This window comes from Nocardiopsis xinjiangensis YIM 90004, from assembly GCF_000341145.1.
Taxonomy (GTDB): Bacteria; Actinomycetota; Actinomycetes; order Streptosporangiales; family Streptosporangiaceae; genus Nocardiopsis; species Nocardiopsis xinjiangensis.
In genome coordinates this window covers 1-19,302 of sequence record NZ_ANBE01000023.1, presented here as the reverse complement: position 1 = coordinate 19,302, position 19,302 = coordinate 1, and the positions used below count along the sequence as shown (strand labels likewise).

15 protein-coding genes and 1 tRNA gene are annotated in these 19,302 nt (G+C 70.3%); 7 read left to right on the top strand and 9 right to left on the bottom strand.

Annotated features, from left to right (window positions below; all coding sequences use genetic code 11):
- Positions 1–694: 694 nt before the first annotated feature.
- Positions 695–1,363, bottom strand: a complete 669-nt coding sequence (locus D473_RS0112005; protein WP_017609314.1) for a TetR/AcrR family transcriptional regulator — start codon at positions 1,361–1,363, stop codon at positions 695–697.
- 78 nt (positions 1,364–1,441) lie between these two features.
- Positions 1,442–2,599: an acyl-CoA dehydrogenase family protein gene (locus tag D473_RS0112000; RefSeq protein WP_033353260.1), complete on the bottom strand. Its 1,158-nt coding sequence runs from the start codon at positions 2,597–2,599 to the stop codon at positions 1,442–1,444.
- 187 nt (positions 2,600–2,786) lie between these two features.
- On the opposite strand from D473_RS0112000, the gene D473_RS0111995 reads away from it, so the two are divergent.
- Positions 2,787–3,572 carry a TIGR03084 family metal-binding protein gene (locus tag D473_RS0111995; protein WP_017609312.1) on the top strand — a complete coding sequence of 262 codons (786 nt, stop codon included), beginning with the start codon at positions 2,787–2,789 and terminating at the stop codon, positions 3,570–3,572.
- Between the two features lie 104 nt (positions 3,573–3,676).
- Here D473_RS0111995 and D473_RS0111990 read toward each other — a convergent pair whose 3' ends face one another.
- Entirely contained in the window at positions 3,677–4,294 is a 618-nt protein-coding gene (locus D473_RS0111990) for a TetR/AcrR family transcriptional regulator (RefSeq protein WP_017609311.1), read from the bottom strand.
- A gap of 285 nt (positions 4,295–4,579) precedes the next feature.
- Between D473_RS0111990 and D473_RS0111985 the strand changes: the two genes are divergently transcribed.
- The 3 genes from D473_RS0111985 to D473_RS0111970 all read left to right on the top strand — a co-directional run bounded on the left by D473_RS0111985 (position 4,580) and on the right by D473_RS0111970 (position 8,682).
- Positions 4,580–5,722: an acyl-CoA dehydrogenase family protein gene (locus D473_RS0111985; protein ID WP_017609310.1), complete on the top strand. Its 1,143-nt coding sequence runs from the start codon at positions 4,580–4,582 to the stop codon at positions 5,720–5,722.
- 124 nt (positions 5,723–5,846) lie between these two features.
- Positions 5,847–6,092, top strand: coding sequence for a hypothetical protein (locus D473_RS27865; protein WP_083917983.1), 246 nt, complete (start codon positions 5,847–5,849; stop codon positions 6,090–6,092).
- A gap of 769 nt (positions 6,093–6,861) precedes the next feature.
- Entirely contained in the window at positions 6,862–8,682 is a 1,821-nt protein-coding gene (locus tag D473_RS0111970) for an AMP-dependent synthetase/ligase (protein ID WP_017609307.1), read from the top strand.
- A gap of 187 nt (positions 8,683–8,869) precedes the next feature.
- Here D473_RS0111970 and D473_RS0111965 read toward each other — a convergent pair whose 3' ends face one another.
- Positions 8,870–10,078, bottom strand: a complete 1,209-nt coding sequence (locus D473_RS0111965) for an MFS transporter (protein ID WP_083917982.1) — start codon at positions 10,076–10,078, stop codon at positions 8,870–8,872.
- 75 nt (positions 10,079–10,153) lie between these two features.
- Between D473_RS0111965 and D473_RS0111960 the strand changes: the two genes are divergently transcribed.
- On the top strand, positions 10,154–11,071 hold the full coding sequence (locus D473_RS0111960) for a LysR family transcriptional regulator (RefSeq protein WP_017609305.1): 918 nt from the start codon (positions 10,154–10,156) through the stop codon (positions 11,069–11,071).
- Between the two features lie 39 nt (positions 11,072–11,110).
- Here the strand turns inward: D473_RS0111960 and D473_RS0111955 are convergent, their stop codons facing one another.
- Entirely contained in the window at positions 11,111–11,695 is a 585-nt protein-coding gene (locus tag D473_RS0111955; protein WP_017609304.1) for a TetR/AcrR family transcriptional regulator, read from the bottom strand.
- A gap of 62 nt (positions 11,696–11,757) precedes the next feature.
- Between D473_RS0111955 and D473_RS0111950 the strand changes: the two genes are divergently transcribed.
- Positions 11,758–12,819, top strand: coding sequence for a zinc-binding dehydrogenase (locus D473_RS0111950; RefSeq protein ID WP_017609303.1), 1,062 nt, complete (start codon positions 11,758–11,760; stop codon positions 12,817–12,819).
- 330 nt (positions 12,820–13,149) lie between these two features.
- Here the strand turns inward: D473_RS0111950 and D473_RS0111945 are convergent.
- The 4 genes from D473_RS0111945 to cysS all read right to left on the bottom strand — a co-directional run bounded on the left by D473_RS0111945 (position 13,150) and on the right by cysS (position 17,137).
- A tRNA-Thr gene (locus tag D473_RS0111945) sits at positions 13,150–13,222 on the bottom strand.
- 131 nt (positions 13,223–13,353) lie between these two features.
- Positions 13,354–14,322: a 23S rRNA (guanosine(2251)-2'-O)-methyltransferase RlmB gene (gene rlmB, locus D473_RS0111940; protein ID WP_026126870.1), complete on the bottom strand. Its 969-nt coding sequence runs from the start codon at positions 14,320–14,322 to the stop codon at positions 13,354–13,356.
- Between the two features lie 259 nt (positions 14,323–14,581).
- Positions 14,582–15,475: a glycoside hydrolase family 16 protein gene (locus D473_RS0111935; RefSeq protein WP_017609301.1), complete on the bottom strand. Its 894-nt coding sequence runs from the start codon at positions 15,473–15,475 to the stop codon at positions 14,582–14,584.
- 258 nt (positions 15,476–15,733) lie between these two features.
- Positions 15,734–17,137 (bottom strand): cysteine--tRNA ligase, encoded by a 1,404-nt coding sequence (gene cysS / locus D473_RS0111930; RefSeq protein ID WP_026126869.1) that lies wholly within the window; start codon positions 17,135–17,137, stop codon positions 15,734–15,736.
- A 279-nt stretch (positions 17,138–17,416) separates the two neighbouring features.
- Here cysS and D473_RS0111925 point away from each other — a divergent pair.
- The coding region (locus tag D473_RS0111925; RefSeq protein WP_161626422.1) for a hypothetical protein at positions 17,417–19,302 on the top strand (1,886 nt) is incomplete at its 3' end.

The window sequence follows — 19,302 nt, the reverse complement described above, 5'->3', positions numbered from 1 at the left end:
GCTCCTGCGCCGGGTGCTGCGGTGTGGTCCGTCATGCTTCCATTCTAAAAGAAACACCTCTTCAGATAACACTGTCTCCAAGGACAGAAAACCCTTCCCCTGTCCCTGGAGGCTTTCTACGAAAGCACTTCGCAGTTCCCCACAGATATTCCCCGAAAATGGGCTTGTGGATAACTCCACCGGCCCGCTTTTCCGCGATAAAATGAGAGGGGACGAACCGTGCGCACGCCGGCTTGCCCTGGCCTCAATGCCGTCACCGGGAGTGCCGGGGCCAGGGTTGCGCCTGTCGTAGGAGGGCTTCCGCAGGAGCGAGCGGCCGTGCCCACGCCGCAAGCGGTGGTCGCAATGTGGCCACCACAGGGGGTTTGGTAGTTGGGACCCCCGCTTCTTCGGCGGATGAGGGGGCCGGCCGGCAGGGGTTCGGCGGCGAGAGCGCAACAGCCCGGCGTCAAGGGGTGGACCGCACACCCCGAGGCGCCCCACACCGACCCCGCACAACCCCGCACCTTTGGGCAGGTCCCGAGTATGTGGGGGTGGCGCCGAAGCGGGTTGCGGGAAGCCCCGGCCGGGCTAAGCTCGACGCTCCGACGAACACCACCCACATAGAAGCATCTGCACCGATCCACCCGAACCCCACACCCGAGTCACTCACCGGAGCCCCAGCCACCCACCGGAACCCCGCATCGGTACGGGATCACCCCGGTCCGTCCGTTCCCTCCCTCGCGCTCCCCGTCCCGTCCTCACCGGACACGTCGAGGCCGATCCCGCGCGCCCACAACAGTGTCGCGGTCTCCAGGGCGTTGTCGGGGTCGTACTCCTGGCCGTGCAGGAACCACACCCGGGCGAAGTGCTCGACCATGCCGCCGAGCATGCTCGCCGCGGTGTCGGCGTCCAGCCCGGGATCGGCCTCGCCCTCCTTCTGGAGACGGCGCACGCCCGCGGCGATCCGGTCCACGAACAGGCCCCGGATCTCCAGGTAGACGTGGCCGAACCGGGGGTTGCGCGGGGAGACCTGCTCGACCACGTGCATCATGCGGGCGTTGTCCCGGTACACGCTCAGGAACCGTTCGGTGGAGGCCCGGATGCGGTCGACGGGCCCCGCACCGGGCGGTTCACCGGAGCGGGAGGCCTCGAACATCTCCGCGGTGAGGCCTTTGGCGACTTCGTGCAGGACATCGTCCTTGGAGTCGAAGTAGGTGTAGAAGGTGCCGTGTGCGAGGTGCGCGCGGGCGGCGATCTCGGCCACCCGGGTCTCCTCGAACCCCTTCTCCTCGAAGACCTCGCGTGCGGCCTGCACCAGCGTGTTGCGGGTGCGGCGTCCGCGCGTGGTGAGCGGGCGCTCGTCCAGTCGGCGCTCCCTCATCGTCTCGGCCCCTCCCCGTCGCCCGGCGGTGTGCTCCACCGCCCGGGATCGTAACAGCGGCCCCGGCGGCGGACCCGGTCAGCGCAACGGCAGGAACTTGGTGATGACCTCGTTCATGATCTCGTAGGTGCCGCCGCCGATGCTGAAGATGCGTGCGTCGCGGTAGTGGCGTTCGACCTCGCTGTCGCGGGCGAAACCGGCGCCGCCGTGGATCTGGACCGCGTTGTCGACGACGTGGTCGAGGGTCTCGGTGGCGGTGTTCTTGGCCACCGCGACCTCGGGGATGAGCTCCTCCCCTTCTTGGAGCCGTTCGGCGACGTGGCGGACGTAGGTGCGGGCGACGGTGGTGCGGCGGTGCATCTCGGCGAGGCGGTGGCGCAGGACCTGGCGTTTGGCGAGCGGGCCGCCGAAGGCCTCGCGTTCGCGCAGGTAGCGGGCGGACAGGTCGATGCAGCGTTGGGCGATGGCGACGGCCTGCACCGACATCCCGATCCGTTCGGTGGCGAACTGGCGCATGATCTGGAGGAAACCCTGGTCGCGTTCGCCGAGGAGGTTGCGGGCAGGGACACGGACACCGTCCAAGGAGAGCTCGGCGGTGTCGGAGGAGAGCCAGCCCATCTTGTCGAGCTTGCCCGAGGCCGTGAAGCCGGGGGTGTCGGTGTCGACCACGAACAGGGAGATGCCCTCGTGGCCGGTGTCGGAGGTGCGGGCGGCGACGGTGGCGAAGTCGGCGCGGTGGCCGGAGGTGATGAACATCTTGGCTCCGTCGATGACCCACTCGTCGCCGTCGGGTACGGCCCGCGTGCGCAGCCGGGCGACGTCGGATCCGCCGTCGGGTTCGGTGATGGCCAGGGCGCAGACGCGTTCGCCCGCGAGGGTGGGGCGGATGTAGTCGCGGACCAGGTCCTCGCGCCCGTCTGCGACGAGGGCGGGCAGGGCGATGCCGTGGGTGAACAGTGACGCGAGGACCCCGCTGGGCACACCCGTGTGCAGGAGTTCCTCGGAGACCACGAGCTGGTCGATCATCTCGCCCCCGCCGCCCATCCGTTCGGGCAGTCCGAGACCGAGGAGGTCCAGGTCCGCGGCGGCCTTGTGCAGGGACCGGGGGATCTCTCCCTCCTGTTCCCAACGGTCGGCGTGGGGCAGGATCTCCTTCTCCGCGAAGGCCCGCACGGTGGCGCGGAGCTCCGTGCGCTCGGGGGTGTTCCAGAGGTCGGCTCGGGGGGTGGGACTCATCGGTTCGCGCTCGCATCCGTCGTCGCTGTGGGGCTCTCGGTCCAGGGGCACGGGCCGCACCGCATCCACCGGGACACAAGCCGCGCCCGCCCGTGTGATGCCCGTCACCCGTGCGTTATTGTTCGCCGAACATGACAAGTCCGTCAACATCGGACGGCGCCGGTTCCCTGCTGGGAGGAGCGATCCCATGGTCGACGTACACGCCCTGATCGAAGACCTGCGAGCCGAACAGGAGGAACTCGCCGGCCTGTTGACCGACCTGGACGACGCGGCCTGGGCCCGCCCCACCCCCGCGCCCGGGTGGAGCATCGCCGACCAGGTCGCACACCTGTCCTTCTTCGACCGTGCGGCACGCCTCGCGCTGACCGGCCCCGAGGGTTTCGACGCGCTGCTGACGAAGGCCATGGCCGATCCGGAAGGGTTCACCGAACCTGACCCGGTCCCGGCCGAGCGTCTGCTCCCCGAGTGGAAGGAGGCCGCCGGCGAGCTGCGCACCGCGCTCGCGGAGGCACCCCCCGGCACGCGTGTGCCGTGGTTCGGGCCGCCCATGAGCGTGCCCTCCAAGGCCACCGCACGCCTGATGGAGACGTGGGCGCACGGCCAGGACGTCGTCGACGCGCTCGGGGTGCGCCGCCGCCCGACCGCACGGCTGCGGCACGTCGCGCACATCGCGGTGCGTGCCCGGCCGTTCAGTTACCTCACCCGTGAACTGCCGGCCCCCGAAGAACCGGTGCGGGTCGAGCTGGAGGCACCCGACGGGTCGGCGTGGCACCTGGGCCCGGCCGGGGCCGATCAGGTCGTCACCGGGAACGCGGAGGAGTTCTGCCTGGTGCTGACGCGGCGGCGGCACCCCGACGACACCGACCTGCGGGCGCGAGGCGCGCTCGCGCGCGAGTGGCTCGAGATCGGGCAGGCCTTCGCCGGTCCGCCCGGCGAGGGCCGGCGCCCCGGGCAGTTCGACACCGAGAGTTGACCGGTTCGTCAACTCCGGCCCCGGGCCGGTGCATCCCCGGTCCGGCTTCGGCACGACGGGCACCGGCCCCGGGCTCACCACCCGGCCCACCTCGGCGAGCGGGGTCAGGGCTCCTCACGCACGGCGGGGAAGACCGTCTGCAGTATGTGCAGGACCGAGCTGGTCAGCATGACGTGCAGGTCGGCACGGCTCAATGCACCGCGCACCAGCCACTCCCGGGACGCCGCCTTGAGCATGCTGCCGTAGGCGCGCACCATCCCGCGGAGTTTCTCGCGGCCTTCGACGACGTCGGACATCATGGCTGCTTGGAGGATGTGGTCGGTGGCCGACTCGTCGACCTCGAGCATGATCTGCTCGACGTCGCTGTCCTGTCCGATCGCTTCGGAGCCGATCGCCGACAGCCACATCTCGCGGTTGCGCTCCACCACGTCCAACCAGCGGTCCACGCAGATCGAGAGACGTTCTTCGACGGTGGTGCGAGGCAGGTTCTCCGCCACCGAGGGCGGCACGACCAGCATCCGCCGCACCACTTCGAGGTAGAGCTCGCGTTTGCCACCGAAGTAGTGGTTGACGAGGCCGCGGGCGACACCGGCGGCCTGCGCGATCTCGGAGACCGACACGCCTGAATACGTACTGCGGCCGAACAAGCGGCGTGCGACGGCAAGGATCTCGGAACGCCGCTCGTCGGGCTCGAGACGGCGTCTCTGTGCGGGCGGTTGCACCGGCTGCTCTTCCTCTCCAGTTGGCCGTACGCCAACGTCGGGATCCCAGAGTACCAAGGCTCTTCCCTCAGCCCCTTGCACGTAGGGGCGCCTGTATTCAACACGGGACAACAAGCACGCTCCCGCCACCGGCGCCCGGCCGTCGACCATACGCCAATCCTGGCCGGCCTCCGCACCCCAGAGCAGTGTAGAACCACGAATCCACGGGAAACACCTCTATTGACGCATCGACAACAACAGGGGAAGTATGGCCTTGTTCCCCACCCCGACGGAGGATTTCACGCCATGTCACGAGCCCTGACGGACGAACAACGCGACCTGGTCGATGCGATCGGCCGTTTCTGCCTCCACGAGTCCGGGACCAAGGAGCAGCTGGACGAGCTCACCGATCACGGAAAGGAGCAGCACAACCAAGCGCTCTACGAAAAGATGGCACAGCTGGGTTGGCTGGGGATCTACATCCCGGAGGGGTACGGGGGCGCCGGGCTCGGAATGGTGGACCTCTGCCTGTTCCTCGAGGAGACGGCCTACGGCCGGGCCCCGATCACCGGGTTCGGCACCACGATCATCGCCGCGGCGACCTACGGGAAGTACGGCACCGAGGAGCAGAAACGCACGATCCTCGAAGGGGTGCCCCAGGGCCGGGTCGAGGCCGTCTCGATGTCCGAACCCGGTGCCGGTTCGGACGTCGGTGCGCTGAGCTGCCGCGCCGAGCCGACCAAGGGCGGTTACGTCGTCAACGGCCAGAAGACCTGGTGCTCGAACGCGCACATCGCCGACCACATCCTGCTCACCGCCCGTACCTCGCGGGAAGGATCCAAGCACGAAGGGCTCACCCAGTTCCTCGTCCCCACCGGCACCGAGGGCCTGGAGATCAGCGGTATCGACACCATGGGCGGCCGCGACGTCAACGACCTGTACTTCACCGACTGCTTCCTCCCGGACTCCGCCGTGGTCGGTACGCCCGGCCAGGGCTGGAGCCAGCTCATGGCCGGGCTGAACCTGGAACGGATGATCCTCGCCGCCCTCATGATGGGAACGGCACGGCGCGCCTTCGACGACACCCTCGACTACGTACGGCAGCGCGAGCAGTTCGGCCGGCCGGTCGGCTCCTTCCAGGCGCTCAAGCACCGCATCGCCGACATGGCCACCGAGATCGAGTGCGCCCGTCTCCTGCTGGACGACGTGGCCGCCACCATCGACGCCGAGCCCGACAGGGTCTTCGCCCGTGAGGCGTCGATGGCCAAGCTCAAGTGCACCGAACTGGCCAAGCACGTCACGCTCGAAGGCATGCAGATGATGGGCGGCTACGGTTACGCCACCGAGTACGGGATGGAGTCCCTGCTGCGCTCGACCGTCGTGTCCACCGTCTACGGCGGTACGAGTGAGATCCAGCGCGACATCATCGGCAAGACGTACGGACTGTGAGGCGTGGCCATGTCGACGACACGGTTCTGTGAGTCCTTCGGGGGGGGGAGCCCCCGTCGTTCAGCTGGGTCCAGCGAGGAACCCCGGGCGTTCACTCCCGGGGGCATCGCTTCCCGAGACAGGGGTGAGCCGTACCGGAGCAGGGGTCTGCACTGCCCGCCTCGGTCGGGACGCTTCTGGCCCGACCTGCGGGGACGGACGCCCTGACGCCGGCGGCGAGCCGGTCTCGGAGGTTGCGTTCGAGCGCGGTGCGCCGCGTGAGTACGAGTTGCGCAAGCACACCTACGCCGCCCTCGAGGCCCGCGGACTCGGCGCGCAAGCCGCGCAACACACCATCAAGAAGGTGCGCGACGCCTCCACCGTCGCCTAGGCGATCGTGACCGGGACCGCAGGCCCAGACCGGCCCCCACAGCCTCCGACCCGATGAGGAACAGCGCGGAGCCGTCCACGAGGCCCGACGGGTTGCCGGGCGTGTGCGCGTGGTCGATGTCTTCGACCCAGTGGTACTTCTGCAGGGCCACGGCGTCGAACCCGCCCCTCTGCCCGATACCGGCGAAGGACGGCCGGAGCTTGCCGGACGCTTCCATCGTGGTTCCGGGGCGCTTGTGCTCGCCCTCGGAGAGCACGAGACCATCCCGTTGCGGTCCTGGACCGGGACCACGGACTTCTCGAAGTATCCGCCGGACCAGACCCGGGCCTGCGCGCGTACCGCGTAGGCGTCGGCGTCTTCCCCGAAGAAGCCCTCCGTGCTCGCGATCAGATCGGCCCCGCCACCAGGGACGGGGGTTTGGCGTGGTGGAGCGACCCGTTCTTGCCGCACCCCCGTGGGGGTGCGGATCACGCCGTAGACGCATGCTTCGGTCCTCACCTACCTGCCGCCCTTCCCCCGAGGTCACGGCTCTCCGCCCGCGGTCACAGGAGCACGGCGTCCCGGCGCACACCCGGCCCCACAAGAGATCACCGCTATTGCCGCTTTGCCAATAGAAGTAATCGGACTCACGCTCGAGAAACAACAGATACTGAGAGCTTCACGCCCGAGATCAGCCTACTTCGATCAACGTCTATTGACAGAAAGACAACAGAAGCACATCGTGGTGACAGGCACACGACGACCGACACTGTCGACGAAGGGAACTGCCGTGGCGACCGCGACCCCCCTGCGCCAGGCCGTCGAAGGACTGACCATCCCCCGGTTGTTGCGTCGAAACGCCGAGCGTTTCCCCGAGCTGCCGGCACTCACCAGCGGCCTCGGCCCCGATGCGAGGACCCTGACCTGGTCCCAGCTGCGCTCCGAGGTCGCCGCTCTGACCCGGGGCCTCTCCCTGGTGGGTCTCCAGCGCGACGACCGCGTGCTGATCTCCATGTCCAAGCGGACCGAACACTGGATCACCGACCTGGCCGCGGTACACCTCGGGGCCCTGCCCTGCACCCTCTACGAGACCCTCAGCACCGAGCAGATCCGCCACATCGCCCAGCACAGCGCCGCGACCACGGTCGTTCTGGAGGGCGAGGAGGAGATGCGGCGGTGGGGACCTGTTCTGGACGAACTCCCGCACCTGCGCACGGTCGTCGTGCTCGACCCGTCCCTGATCCCGGCGGACGACCGTCGTTTCGTCACCTACTCCGGCCTGCGCGGCGACACCGTGGGCGAGGCCGCCGGCCCCGGTTTCGAAGCACTCACCGACGCGCTGACGAACGACCGTCCGCTGACGCTCGTCTACACCTCGGGCACCACCGGCGCCCCCAAGGGCGTGGTCCTGTCCCACCTCAACGTCATCTACGAGTCCGAGATGCAGGACCGGCTCGCCGAGGTCGCCGACCACCCGCGCTCGGTGGCCTACCTTCCGCTCGCGCACATCGCCGAACGCGTGCTCGGGATCTACATGCCGATCTGCAACGCCGGGCACGTCACCATCTGCGCCGACCAGACCCAGCTTCCCCTGGCCCTGGCAACCGTGCGCCCCAACGGTTTCTTCGGTGTCCCGAGGGTGTGGGAGAAGTTGGCGACAGCATTGCGGGCCCAGCTCGACCAGCTGACCGGGGACCCGGCCACCGCGGTGGAGCAGGCCCGGGAGGCCGCTCTGGAGGTCTTCCGCCTCCGCTCGGACGGCAAGGAGGTTCCGGCCGGACTCCAGGCTCGGGCGCAGAAACTCGACCAGGAGGTCCTGAAGCCGATCCGGGCCGCAATGGGGCTCGACGAATGCCGGCGGAGCTTCAGCGGGGCCGCTCCCATCCCCACCTCGGTCCTCGAGTTCCTCGCCAGTGCGGGGCTTCCCGTCTACGAGGTCTGGGGACTGAGCGAGACCACCGGCGCCGCGACGGTGAGCACCCCCGAGATCTTCGGATTGGGCGCGGTCGGCGCGCCCGGCCCCGGTGTCGAGGTCGAGGCCGCGGACGACGGGGAACTCTTCGTTCGGGGGCCCGTGGTCTTCTCCGGTTACCTGGAAAGCGATGGCGAGGTCGCGGACGCGACCGACGGAGACGGTTGGCTCGCCACCGGGGACGTGGGCACCGTGGACGAGCGCGGCGTCGTCACGGTCACCGACCGCAAGAAGGAACTCATCATCACCTCGGGAGGCAAGAACATCGCTCCCACGAAGATCGAGTCCGCTCTGCGTTCCCACCCGCTCGTCGCACACGCGGTCGCGATCGGCGACGCCCGCCGCTACGTCACCGCGCTGCTCGTGCTGGACGAGGAGGCCGCCCCCGCCTGGGCGCGGTCCATGGGGATCGAGGACACCGACCTGGGCGAACTGCCACGCAACCCCGTTGTGCTCGCCGCCCTCGACGAGACGGTCGCGAAGATCAACACCGAGCTCAACAACGTGGAACAGGTGAAGAAGTACCGGGTCCTGGGCGCACCGTGGACCGCCGAGTCCGGCGAACTGACCCCGAAGCTGAGTCTGCGCCGGAAGGTCATCGAGGAACGGTACAAGGAGGTCATCGACGCGCTGTACTGAGCGCTCCGGCCACACCACCTGTCGGAGGGCCCAACCGTACGGGGGCCGTACCGATGCGGCCGGTTCGTCCGTCCCGAGCGCCGGCCACCGGAACCATCGCGCACGGCCCCTCGACCAGGGGCGTGGGTGCGGTCGCCGGGCCGGTGCTGCCGAAGCACTCGCAACGGTGCGGTTCCCCGGGCCCGCTTCAAGCCATGGCCCGGCTCCCGGGACGGGCCGACCTCACCATCGACACGGCCACCGGTACGGCCGTCGCCGCCGCCGCGGCGACCAGAGCCGTCGCCGTACCCAAGGACGACCCGAGCGTCATGAGGCCGATGGCGATCGGCGGGGCGCCCGCCCCCGAGTAGAAAGCGATGTAGAGCGCACCCGTGACCGCCCCGCGCTGCTCCGGCGGCACAGCGTTCTCCACCGCCGCCGACGCTCCGCCGTAGGCGAGCCCGTGACCGGCCCCGGCGGCGACCGCGGCCACCGCGATGAGGACCGTCGGCCCCCAGAAGGAGAAGGCCAGGAGGATCAGGCTGACCAGGAGAGCCACGAGTCCGGACAGTTGGGCCCCGCGAAGGCCCATCGCGGGCACCGCGGGCTGGGCCAGCAGGGAACACAGCAAGACGGTTCCGAGGATCCCCCCGACGACGGCCAGGTCCTTCTGGCCGGCACGGTCGAGCAGGGTCGGAATGACCGACAGGAACAATCCGGCGGTGGTCCACGCCAGGAACCCGGTCGAAGCGGCCGCGCGGAAGACCGGCCGCAGGGCCGCGGGGACGCGCGGACGGGTGGGCCGCCACTGCCGCAGCGAGGCTCCTTCCTTCTTCCGCAGGGCGGAGACCTGGTTCCACCCGGCCCACAGCAGCACCAGATGCACCAGGAACGGCAGAGTGTGCGGCGCCGGTAGGTACTGGGCCAACAGGCCCGCGGTGATCGGGCCGGCGGCGGTCCCTCCCACGAAAGCGGCACAGGCCCTCACCTTGGCCCGGCCGTCCCCGGACGCCCGTTCCCCGGAGTTGATCAGGGAGACGGCTGCTCCGGTGGCCGCTCCCAGCGCGATCCCCTGCACGGCCCGGCCGGCGATCAGCCAGCCCGGCCCGTCCGCGAGGACGAAGCACAGCGACCCCAGAGCCGCGGCCGCGATCCCCCAGCGGAGCACGGTCCTCGGCCCGAGGGCATCGGAGGCGGGGCCGAGGAACAACAGCGCCGGAATGCTGGTCAGGGCGAACGTGGCGTAGGTGAGCGTCATGAACAGATCGCTCGCGCCGAACGCCTCCTGGTACCCGGGATAGAGCGGGCTCGGCAGGTAGGCGCCGGCGGTGAGCACCACCAGTACACAGATCCCGACGTGCAGTTCCCCGGAGCGGCCTGAACGGCGGCCACTACCCCTCTCATGCTTCGTAAACATCACGGGCCCAGTTTGTCCCGCACGAACGCTGATGAGAAGCAAACGTTTTTCGGCAGAACCATGCAAAATAGCTGCATGATCGATTCGAAGCTCAAGGTCCTGCAGATGGTCGCCCAGCACGGCACCGTCACCGCTGCGGCCGAGGCACTGCACTACACGCCCTCCGCGGTCTCCTACCGAGTACGCCAACTGGCCGAGGAGCTCGGTGTCGAACTGCTGGCGCCCTCGGGCCGGGGGATCGCCCTGACGGCCGCGGCACGTGTCGTCCTCCGGCACGCCGAGGCCCTGTACGCCGAGGCCGAGCGCACCTACACCGAGTTGGCCGCGACGGCCGACGAACCCACCGGACTGTTCACCCTGTGCGGGTTCTCGACCGCGGCGAGCCGCCTGCTCCCTCCGGCCGCCTCCGACCTCCGGGAGCGTTTCCCCCAGGTCACGCTCCGGGTGATCGAGGCCGAGCCCGTACGGTGCTTCGACCTGCTGCTCTCCGGGGACGCCGATCTCGCCCTGGTGACCAACACGGCCGAGACCCCGCCCGCGAGTGACGAGCGCTTCGACCAGAAACCCCTGCTCGACGATCCCCTGGACCTGGTGGTGCCGGAGGGGCACCGGCTCACGCGCCTGCCCGGGGTCGACCTCGCCGACGCCGCGGACGAACCGTGGATCGTCGGGAGCCCCGGGACCACGTACCACCACCTCGTCATGAACGCTTGCATGACGGCGGGTTTCACCCCGAACATCGCCCACCAGGCCGACGAGTGGGAGACCGGGACCGCCCTCGTCGCCCACGGGTTCGGCATCATCCTCGTCCCGAAGCTGGCGCGGCTCCAGGACTGGCCGGTCGTGCGCCTGCCGCTGGCCGGGGAGTCCGCTCCGGTGCGCCGGGTCCTCGCCGCGACCCGGAAGGGTAAACGCGACCATCCCTTGGTCGCGGCGGCCTTGGATCGCATCAGTTCCTCCTCGACGCTCCCTCCTGCTCAGGAGGGGGCATGAACACGGCCCGCGTTCCTGTCGGAACGGGGGCCCGCGCGCTCAGACCGCGGCGCGCACCACGTCATGCGCGAGCCCCGTGGCGATGTGCGCTCCGTCGAGGCCGGGGGCCGTGGCCTGCATGGCCAGGGCTCCCTCGTGGAGGCAGAAGAGCCGGGCGGCCAACTCACCCGGGTGCTCGGCACCCGCCCGCCCGGCCGAACGCGCGAAGAGGTCACGCAGCCACCGCTTCTCCTCGAGAGCGATCCGGTGCGCGGGATGTCCGGGCTCCGGGAGCTCGGCCAACGCGTTGATGAACGCACACCCGCGGGGGTTCTGCGAACTCCACTCCCGCAGGGCCTCGAACGGCGCGAGGAGACGTTCGGCGGCGGCCGTCCGCGCGTCCACATACCGCATGACCAGCGCGCGCCAACGGCGGTCGCGCTCGGACAGGTAGGAGGCGACCAGGGTGTCCTTGGAGCCGAAACGGTTGTAGAGCGTCCGTTTCGTCACTCCGGACCGAGCCGCGATGAGGTCCACACCCACGGCGGTGATGCCGTTCTCGTAGAACAGCTCGGCGGCGGTGTCGAGGATTCTGCGTGCCCCCGGGGTGAGCGTGCCGGGGTCGAACGTCGAACTTTCATTCACAGATCAGTGTACCCTGCTTCTCGAAGGACTTCACAGGTCAGTATACGAAGAAGAGGTGGAGGATGCGGACCATCCCGCAGACCATGCACGCCGCCCGGCTCACCAGGCACGGCGGTCCTGAGGCCCTCGAACTAGCACAGGTGCCCACGCCCGCTCCGGGCCACGGCGAGGTCCTGGTCCGGGTGTGCGCGGCCGCGCTCAACAACACGGACCTGTGGACCCGCGAGGGCTCCTACGGTCTCGCGGGTGATCCACGGGCCAAGGCCGGCTGGCGGGGAAGGGTCGACTTCCCCCGCATCCAGGGCGCAGACATCGCGGGCACCGTCGCAGACGTCGGGGACGGCGCCGATCCCGCACTGCTGGACACCCGCGTCCTCGTGGACCCGGCTCTGTACGACAGCACCGGCCCCCACGCGCACCCCGTCGGTCTCCTGGGGAGTGAGCGCGACGGCGGCTACGCGGAGTACGTCGTGGCCGCCGCCGAACGGGTCCACCCGGTCCAGGGCTCGAGACTGACCGACGAGGAACTCGCCACCCTCCCCACCGCCTACGGCACGGCGCTGGGCATGATCGAACGCGGCGGGGTGCAGGCGGGCGAGACCGTCCTGGTGACGGGCGCCTCCGGTGGTGTGGGGCTGGCACTGGTGCAACTCGCGCACGCGCGCGGCGCACGCGTCCTCGCGCTCACCAGCGCTGGGAAGGAGACCGCCGTCCGAGAGGCAGGCGCCGACGAGACGATCGTCCGCGGCGGGGACCTCTGGGCCGATGTACAGGGGCTCGCCCCCGAGGGCCTGGATGCCGTGCTCGACGTGGTCGCGGGCGCCCTGATCGAGCAGGGCCTCCCCCACCTGGGCGAGGGCGGCCGGTGGGTCGTGGCCGGCGCCCTGGGCGGCTACCCGGCCTCCTTCGACATCCGTCGCCTGTACCTGCACAACAAGGCGCTGATCGGCTCGTCCATGCACACCCCCGCCCACTTCTCGCTGCTGGCAGGCATCGCTCGCCAGGGGCGGGTCGCTCCCGTCGTCGCCGCCGTGTTCGGGTTGGGAGATGTACACCAGGCCCAGGCCGAGCTCGCGTCACGGTCCCACGTCGGCAAGATCGTGCTGACCCCCGACGCCCGGTGAACCGCCCACGGCCGCTCGTGCGGGACGGGCCGGTCGAACACCCGGAAAGGGAAGCCGTGCTCCCCGAGTACCGGGACGTGGCCCTACCGCTGCTCGCCCCCGCCGTTCTCCCGCCACCCGGACCACCAACAGAAGCGGACGCCCCAGTAGAACCCGGGCGGAACCGTCCGGGAGCCGGGCGGGGAATCGGCCGGGGATTCCTCCTCCGAACGTATTCGGCGCGGCCACTCACCGCGAACCGCCACCGGCCACCGCCGACCACCGATGCATGAAAAGACCCCGTCACCTGTTCTCGCAGGTGACGGGGTCCTTTTTGCATGTCCGGAGAAGAGCCAGCGAGGGGACTCGAACCCCTGACCTACCGCTTACAAGGCGGTTGCTCTGCCATTTGAGCTACGCTGGCGAGCGCTCCGAGCCGGGGCCCGGACGTCCACTCGTATGGTACCGGTTCCCGAGCCGATGAGCCCACTCGGCACGGCCGGGCTGCGACCGGGCCGCGTCCGGGGCGCCGCGCGGCGCCCCGGAGAGCGGGGCTCAGGCCTGTTCGGCGCGCATACGAGCGATCTCGTAGAGGGTCACACCCGCAGCGACGGAGGCGTTGAGCGACTCGGCGGCGGTGATCGGGATGCTCGCGACGGCGTCGCAGTTCTCCCTCACCAGGCGCGAGAGACCCTTGCCCTCGGCACCGACCACGACGACGAGCGGGCCGGTGGCCAGATGGAGGCCGGGCAGGGAGACATCGCCGTCGGCGTCGAGGCCGACGGTGAAGAGCCCCTCCTTCTTGAAGGCCTCCAGGGTCCGGTTGAGGTTGGTGGCCTGTGCGACGGGCAGGCGCGCCAGGGTGCCGGCGGAGGTCTTCCAGACGGTGGTGTTGACCCCGGCGGTGCGCCGCTCGGGGATCACGATCCCGTGGGCTCCGAAGGCGGTCGCGGAACGGGCGATGGCACCGAGGTTGTGCGGGTCGGTGATCCCGTCCAGGACCACCACGAGGGCCGGCTCCTCGGCCGCCTGGGCACGGTCGAGCAGGTCCTCGGGGGTGGCGTACTCGTAGGGGCGCACCTGCAGCACGATGCCCTGGTGCGCGGCGCCGGGCTGGCCGTTGCTGTCGCAACGGCGATCGAGCTCGGCGCGGGTGACCTCCAGGACCTCGACCCCCTGGTCACCGGCCAGGAGCGCGGCCTCGTTGACGCGGTTGTCGGCGTCGAGGCTGTTGGCGAGGAACAGGCGCTTGGCGGGCACGTGGGCGCGCAGGGCCTCGACGACGGGGTTGCGGCCCACGAGCAGGTCGGAGTCGACCTTGTGGGAACGCTGCTCGGAGCGCGCGCCGCCCTTGGGTGCACCACCCTTGGGAGCACTGTCGGCCTTGGCGGACTTGGCTCGCTGCTTGCCCTCGTACCAGTGGCGTTGTTCGGCGGGCAGGGTGCCGCTCTTGCCCTCGAGGGAACGGCGGTTCTTGCCGCCGCTGCCCTTGGTCGGGCCCTTCTTGTTCTTCTTCGCCGGCATGGTCGCCGCCTCCGTACGTTCTGCGAGCATGCCGGAAGCGCGGTGCGTCCGGCGGGTCGGTGTCGCGCCGCCCGGAACGGGCGGGCAAACCCCCAGACTACTGGGGACACGCCACCGACAGATCCTCCTCGCAGATCGCACGGGCCGAGGGACCCGGGCGCACACCTCGGTCCGCGCCCGGGTCCCTCGGCTGCGCTTCCGGGTACGGCGGGGCACGGCGCTTCCCCGGGCTCGGAAGGAAGACCTCCCCGGGGCAGGGTCATTCCATGTCGTAGACGCGCACGTAGTCCACGGCCATCTGCTGCGGGAACTCGGTGCTCTCGTCGGGGTAGCCGGGCCACTCGCCGCCCACGGCCACGTTGAGGATCAGGAAGAACTCCTGGTCGAAGACCCAGTCACCGCTGACGTCATCCGCGGTGATGGTGTTGTAGGGCACTCCGTCGACCGACCAGGTGATGGATCCGGGCTCCCAGTCGATGGCGAAGACGTGGAAGCCGTCCGCGAAGGACCCCCCGCCGGGGTGGTCGTAGGAGGCGCCGACACCTTCTCCTCCGGAGTATCCGGGCCCGTGCACGGTGCCGTGGACCGTGCCGAGCTCGCTGCCGATGTACTCCATGACGTCGATCTCGCCGGAGTCGGGCCAGGGGGTCTCGGGGAAGTCGGAGCCGAGCATCCAGAACGCGGGCCAGATGCCCTGTCCGCTCGGCAGGTGCACGCGGGCCTCGACCCGGCCGTGCTGGTGCTCCATGTTGTCCTGGGTGGTCATGCGGGCGGAGGTGTACTCGTCGCCCTCGTCCAGGGCGGTGATGAGGAGGTTGCCGTCGCCGTCGAGCGCGGAGTTGTCCCGGCTGGTGGTGTAGTTCTGCAGTTCCTGGTTGCCCCAGCCGTGATCGCCGGTCTCGTGGTTCCAGTTGGCGGGGTCGGGCGCCTCGCCCTCGGCCCCGTCGAACTCGTCGGACCACACGAGCTCGCCCTGCTGAGCGGTGTCGTGGGAGACGGGTTCGGCGGTGGGTGCGGTGTCCTCGCTCCAGGTGAGCGCGGCCGCGGTGAGGGCGACGGCGGCGCCCGCTGCCAGGACGGGCACTGCGTAGCGGGTGGTCCTGCGGGGCGTGCGCCGGTGGGTACGGGGGTGGTTCTTGCTGTCGGTGCTCATTCGATGCTCCGGGGGTGGAGAGTGGCGGGAAACGAGCCCTGACCCGCACGACCCGTGGTCACGCGGGCCTTTCGTAGACGCGTGGTTCACCTCTACTGAACAATTGTTAAGCGACTGTACGTGCGGACCCGGTCACCGGCAAGGGGGGCGGACGGTTTTTTGGGAACGCTCCCAGTCCCGGNCGGGGTGCCGCGGCAACGAGCCACGGCACCCCGTAACGTTCACACTTGCGCTCCGGCCCGGTCCGGGCAGGCGGGGTCACCCCCGGCGCAGGTCCCAGCGCGGACCCTGCGGGGTGTCCTCGACCGCCACACCGGCCTCGGCCAAGCGGTCGCGGATCTCATCGGCGGCCGCGAAGTCCTTGCGGGCCCGAGCAGCCTGCCTCTGTTCCAGCGCCACCGATACCAGGGTGTCCACGACCTCGGCCAGCCCCTGGTCGCCGCCGCCGGACCACTGCTCGCTGAGCGGGTCCAGCCCCAGCACGTCGAGCATGGTGCGCAGCTCGGACGCGTACCGGACGGCCTTGTCGTTGTTCTCGGAGGCCAGAGCGCTGTTGCCCTCGCGCACATGGCCGTGCACGACCGCCAGCCCTTGGGAGACGCCGAGGTCGTCGTTGAGAGCCGCCTCGAAATCGGAGGGCACCCGCTCGGCGGGGGCGACCTCACCGGCCACCTCGACGACACGGGTCAGGAACCCCTCGACCCGCTGGTAAGCGGCCGCGGCCTCCGCCAACGCCTCGTCGGAGTAGTCGATGGTGGAGCGGTAGTGGGCCTGGGCCAGGTAGTAACGCAGCTCGACCGGGCGTACCTTCTCGATGAGCTTGGGGATGAGCAGCGAGTTGCCCACGGACTTGCTCATCTTCTCGCCGCCCACCTTGAGCATGCCGTTGTGCAGCCAGTACTGGGCGAACCCGTCACCGGCGGCACGGGACTGCGCCTGCTCGTTCTCGTGGTGCGGGAAGATCAGGTCCAGACCGCCGCCGTGGATGTCGAAGCTCGGCCCCAGGTACTTGGTCGCCATGGCCGAGCACTCCAGATGCCAACCCGGCCGGCCGCGGCCCCAAGGGGTGTCCCAGCTCGGCTCACCCGGCTTGGCCCCCTTCCACAGGGCGAAGTCGCGCGGGTCGCGCTTGTCGCGGTCCGGGTCGGAGTCGGCGGCCTCCTGCACCTGGTCGAGGCGCTGGTTGGAGAGCAGACCGTAGGAAGGGTAGGAGCTCACGTCGAAGTAGACGTCGCCGGACCCGTCCTCGGCCGCGTAGGCGTGGCCGTCGTCGATGAGGCGCTGCATGAGCTCGATCATCTCCGGCACGTGCCCGGTGGCGCGGGGCTCGACGGTCGGCGGCAGGCAACCGAGGGTCTCATAGGCCCAGGTGAACGCACGCTGGTTGCGCTCACTGATCTGCCACCAGGGCACACCCTCTTCGGTGGCGGTGACGATGATCTTGTCGTCGATGTCGGTGACGTTGCGGCAGAAGGTGACGTCGTAGCCCAAGTGGGTGAGCCACCGCCGCAGGACATCGAAGTTCACGCCGGAACGGATGTGTCCGATGTGCGGGAGTGCCTGCACTGTGGCACCACACAGGTACAGGGACGCACAGCCCTCGCGTAGCGGGACGAATTCGCGGACCTGTCGGGCACTGGTGTCATAGAAGCGCAGACTCACGCTGTCAAGCGTATCCGCTTTCCCTTGGCATGCACATCGCAAACCGACGTTCCCGGGAGTTTCGAGCCGTGCCTCCGGTGGTCACGAACGCGCACAGGGAGAAAAGGATGAACCGTATTCACGTCCATGGCATGAGAGATAAACCGGTCCGACACGCACCCCTCACCCGCCGGAATCAGGCATATTCCCCGGACATCGGCGTCACGGCCCGCCAGGAAGCAGCCGGAATCGGCCGGAATCTCGTGTTGGCACCACCCCCTGGACTACTCTGCGATGACGATGGCCCCTAACAAAACGACCTCCGAGGAACAGCGCTACCGGTCCGGTGACCGCGGAGCGGGAGCCGGCCCCATCATCGGCGGTGCCGTCTTCGTCGGCATCATCACCGCTTGTGCGCTCGTGCTCTCCTACCACGGTCTCTTCCAGCTCGCCGAGTACGGCGGGCACGAGGGCAGCGCGTTCGCCCACGTGTTCCCCGTGTCCTACGCCCTGCTCGTCCTGATGGCCTTCTGGGTCAGTTATGTCCTGCGGTCGGCCCCGCCCCGCGCACGCCTGTGGGTCGACGTGGGGCTCATCCCCCTGCTGATCCTGGCCGCGGGGGCCACCATGGCCGCGCGCAACCTCGGTCTCTTCGACCCGCAGATCGAGGGGGCGTTGTTGTCGGAACGGACGGCCAACGTCATCGTCGCGGTCGCTCCACTGGCCGCGCTCCTCATCGCGATCCTGCTGTGGATCACCGTGCGCGCCCACATGCGCCGCCGGCGCCAGAACGCCGCACCCCGCCCGCGCCCCTCGGCAGATCGCACCACGGTGCTCCCCGGGCGCCGTCCGGCCGTCGAGGAGGACGCGCCCGTACCGCTCAAGGCCCGGCTGCTCGACCTCGGCCAGAGTCCGCGGGAGGAGGCACCCCACGAGGACGGCGCCGAGACCGGGCACCTGCCCGCGGCCGGTGGCACCGACGGCCGAAGTTCCGGGCCCGAACCGGCCGAGCCCGAGGAACTCGCCGAGCCGGAACCCGCTGAGGAACTCCCCACGCGGTCGGAGGAGGCTCCCCTCCCCTCCGCCGAGCCCTCCACCCCGGCTCGGGAGGAGGACCCCGCGGGCGAGCAGGGGGACGGTGCCCGGGCCGAGGCCGCGGTCGGCCCCGCAGCTTCGCTCCCCCGCCGGCACAACGGCGGAAACCCCATCAAGCGTGCCGCTGAGGAGGCCCCGGTCGTCCCGGGCGCGTCCCGGCCGCGCGCTCCGGCGCCCGAGGCCGAGGCGGAACCGGAGTTCCGGCCGACCGTGGTCCCCGACCGCCTCTCCGACGAGGGTTTCGAGCACCAGTCCCCCGTGGGCGATCCGGCCACGGACGAGGCCGAGGCCCCCACCGGTCCCGAGCACGGGTCCGCGCCCCCGACCGGGACCGCCCCGCCCTCCGCGTCCACACGTGCAGAACCGACACCGCCCGTACGCGCCACCGAGCGCCCGGCCGAGGGTGTGCCCGGAACACCCGCAGAGCCCGTGACCGCCGTGGCGACGTCCGCAGGCACCACGGAACCGGCCGGGGCCCCCGTACACGAGGAGGCCCTCGCCGCCGCCACCGCTCCCGGGGAGGAGGAGCCTTCCCCCGCCTCGGCAGATCCCGTCACAGAGGGCGACGCCGCGTGGGAGGAGGCCCCGAGCGGTACCGACCTGTGGGAGCCGCCGTCGGAGACCGGACTGTGGGAACCGCCGACGGAGGAGACCGGCGGGCTCCTGGACGACTACGTACCGCCGGTGTGGACCCCGCCGGAGGAGGAGGGCCCCGAGGCCGAGCACGCACCCGAGGGGGCCGGGGAACCGGAGCAGCCCGCGCCGGTGCTGGACCACGACACCGGGCCCGAGGTCCGTGCGGCCTTCGGCCGGGAGGGCGGCGTACCACCCGGCCGGGCCCGTCCCGGCAGCCAGCGGCGGGAAGCGCAGGAGACCGAGGACCACGACGGTTCGGTCGCCTCCACGGAACCGGCCGAACCGGCCGAACACACCGAGAACACGGATCCGGCCGATGGGGAGGAGACCGCGCACCGGACAGCCGAGCCGCCCCGGGAGACCCCTCCGCCGCCGGCGAAGCCCCGGTCCTCCCCGGCCGCGCAGGACCGGGACGCGCGGTCCTTGGACAAGCGCCCGATGGTGCTCAAGCCGCG

Excerpts from the sequence above, each read along its gene's own strand:
- D473_RS0112005 (WP_017609314.1), bottom strand. The coding sequence starts at position 1,363 with ATGAGGGAGCGCCGACTGGACGAGCGCCCGCTCACCACGCGCGGACGC.
- D473_RS0112000 (WP_033353260.1), bottom strand. The coding sequence starts at position 2,599 with ATGAGTCCCACCCCCCGAGCCGACCTCTGGAACACCCCCGAGCGCACG.
- D473_RS0111995 (WP_017609312.1), top strand. The coding sequence starts at position 2,787 with ATGGTCGACGTACACGCCCTGATCGAAGACCTGCGAGCCGAACAGGAG.
- D473_RS0111985 (WP_017609310.1), top strand. The coding sequence starts at position 4,580 with ATGTCACGAGCCCTGACGGACGAACAACGCGACCTGGTCGATGCGATC.
- D473_RS0111965 (WP_083917982.1), bottom strand. The coding sequence starts at position 10,078 with ATGTTTACGAAGCATGAGAGGGGTAGTGGCCGCCGTTCAGGCCGCTCC.
- D473_RS0111960 (WP_017609305.1), top strand. The coding sequence starts at position 10,154 with ATGATCGATTCGAAGCTCAAGGTCCTGCAGATGGTCGCCCAGCACGGC.
- D473_RS0111950 (WP_017609303.1), top strand. The coding sequence starts at position 11,758 with ATGCGGACCATCCCGCAGACCATGCACGCCGCCCGGCTCACCAGGCAC.
- rlmB (WP_026126870.1), bottom strand. The coding sequence starts at position 14,322 with ATGCCGGCGAAGAAGAACAAGAAGGGCCCGACCAAGGGCAGCGGCGGC.
- D473_RS0111935 (WP_017609301.1), bottom strand. The coding sequence starts at position 15,475 with ATGAGCACCGACAGCAAGAACCACCCCCGTACCCACCGGCGCACGCCC.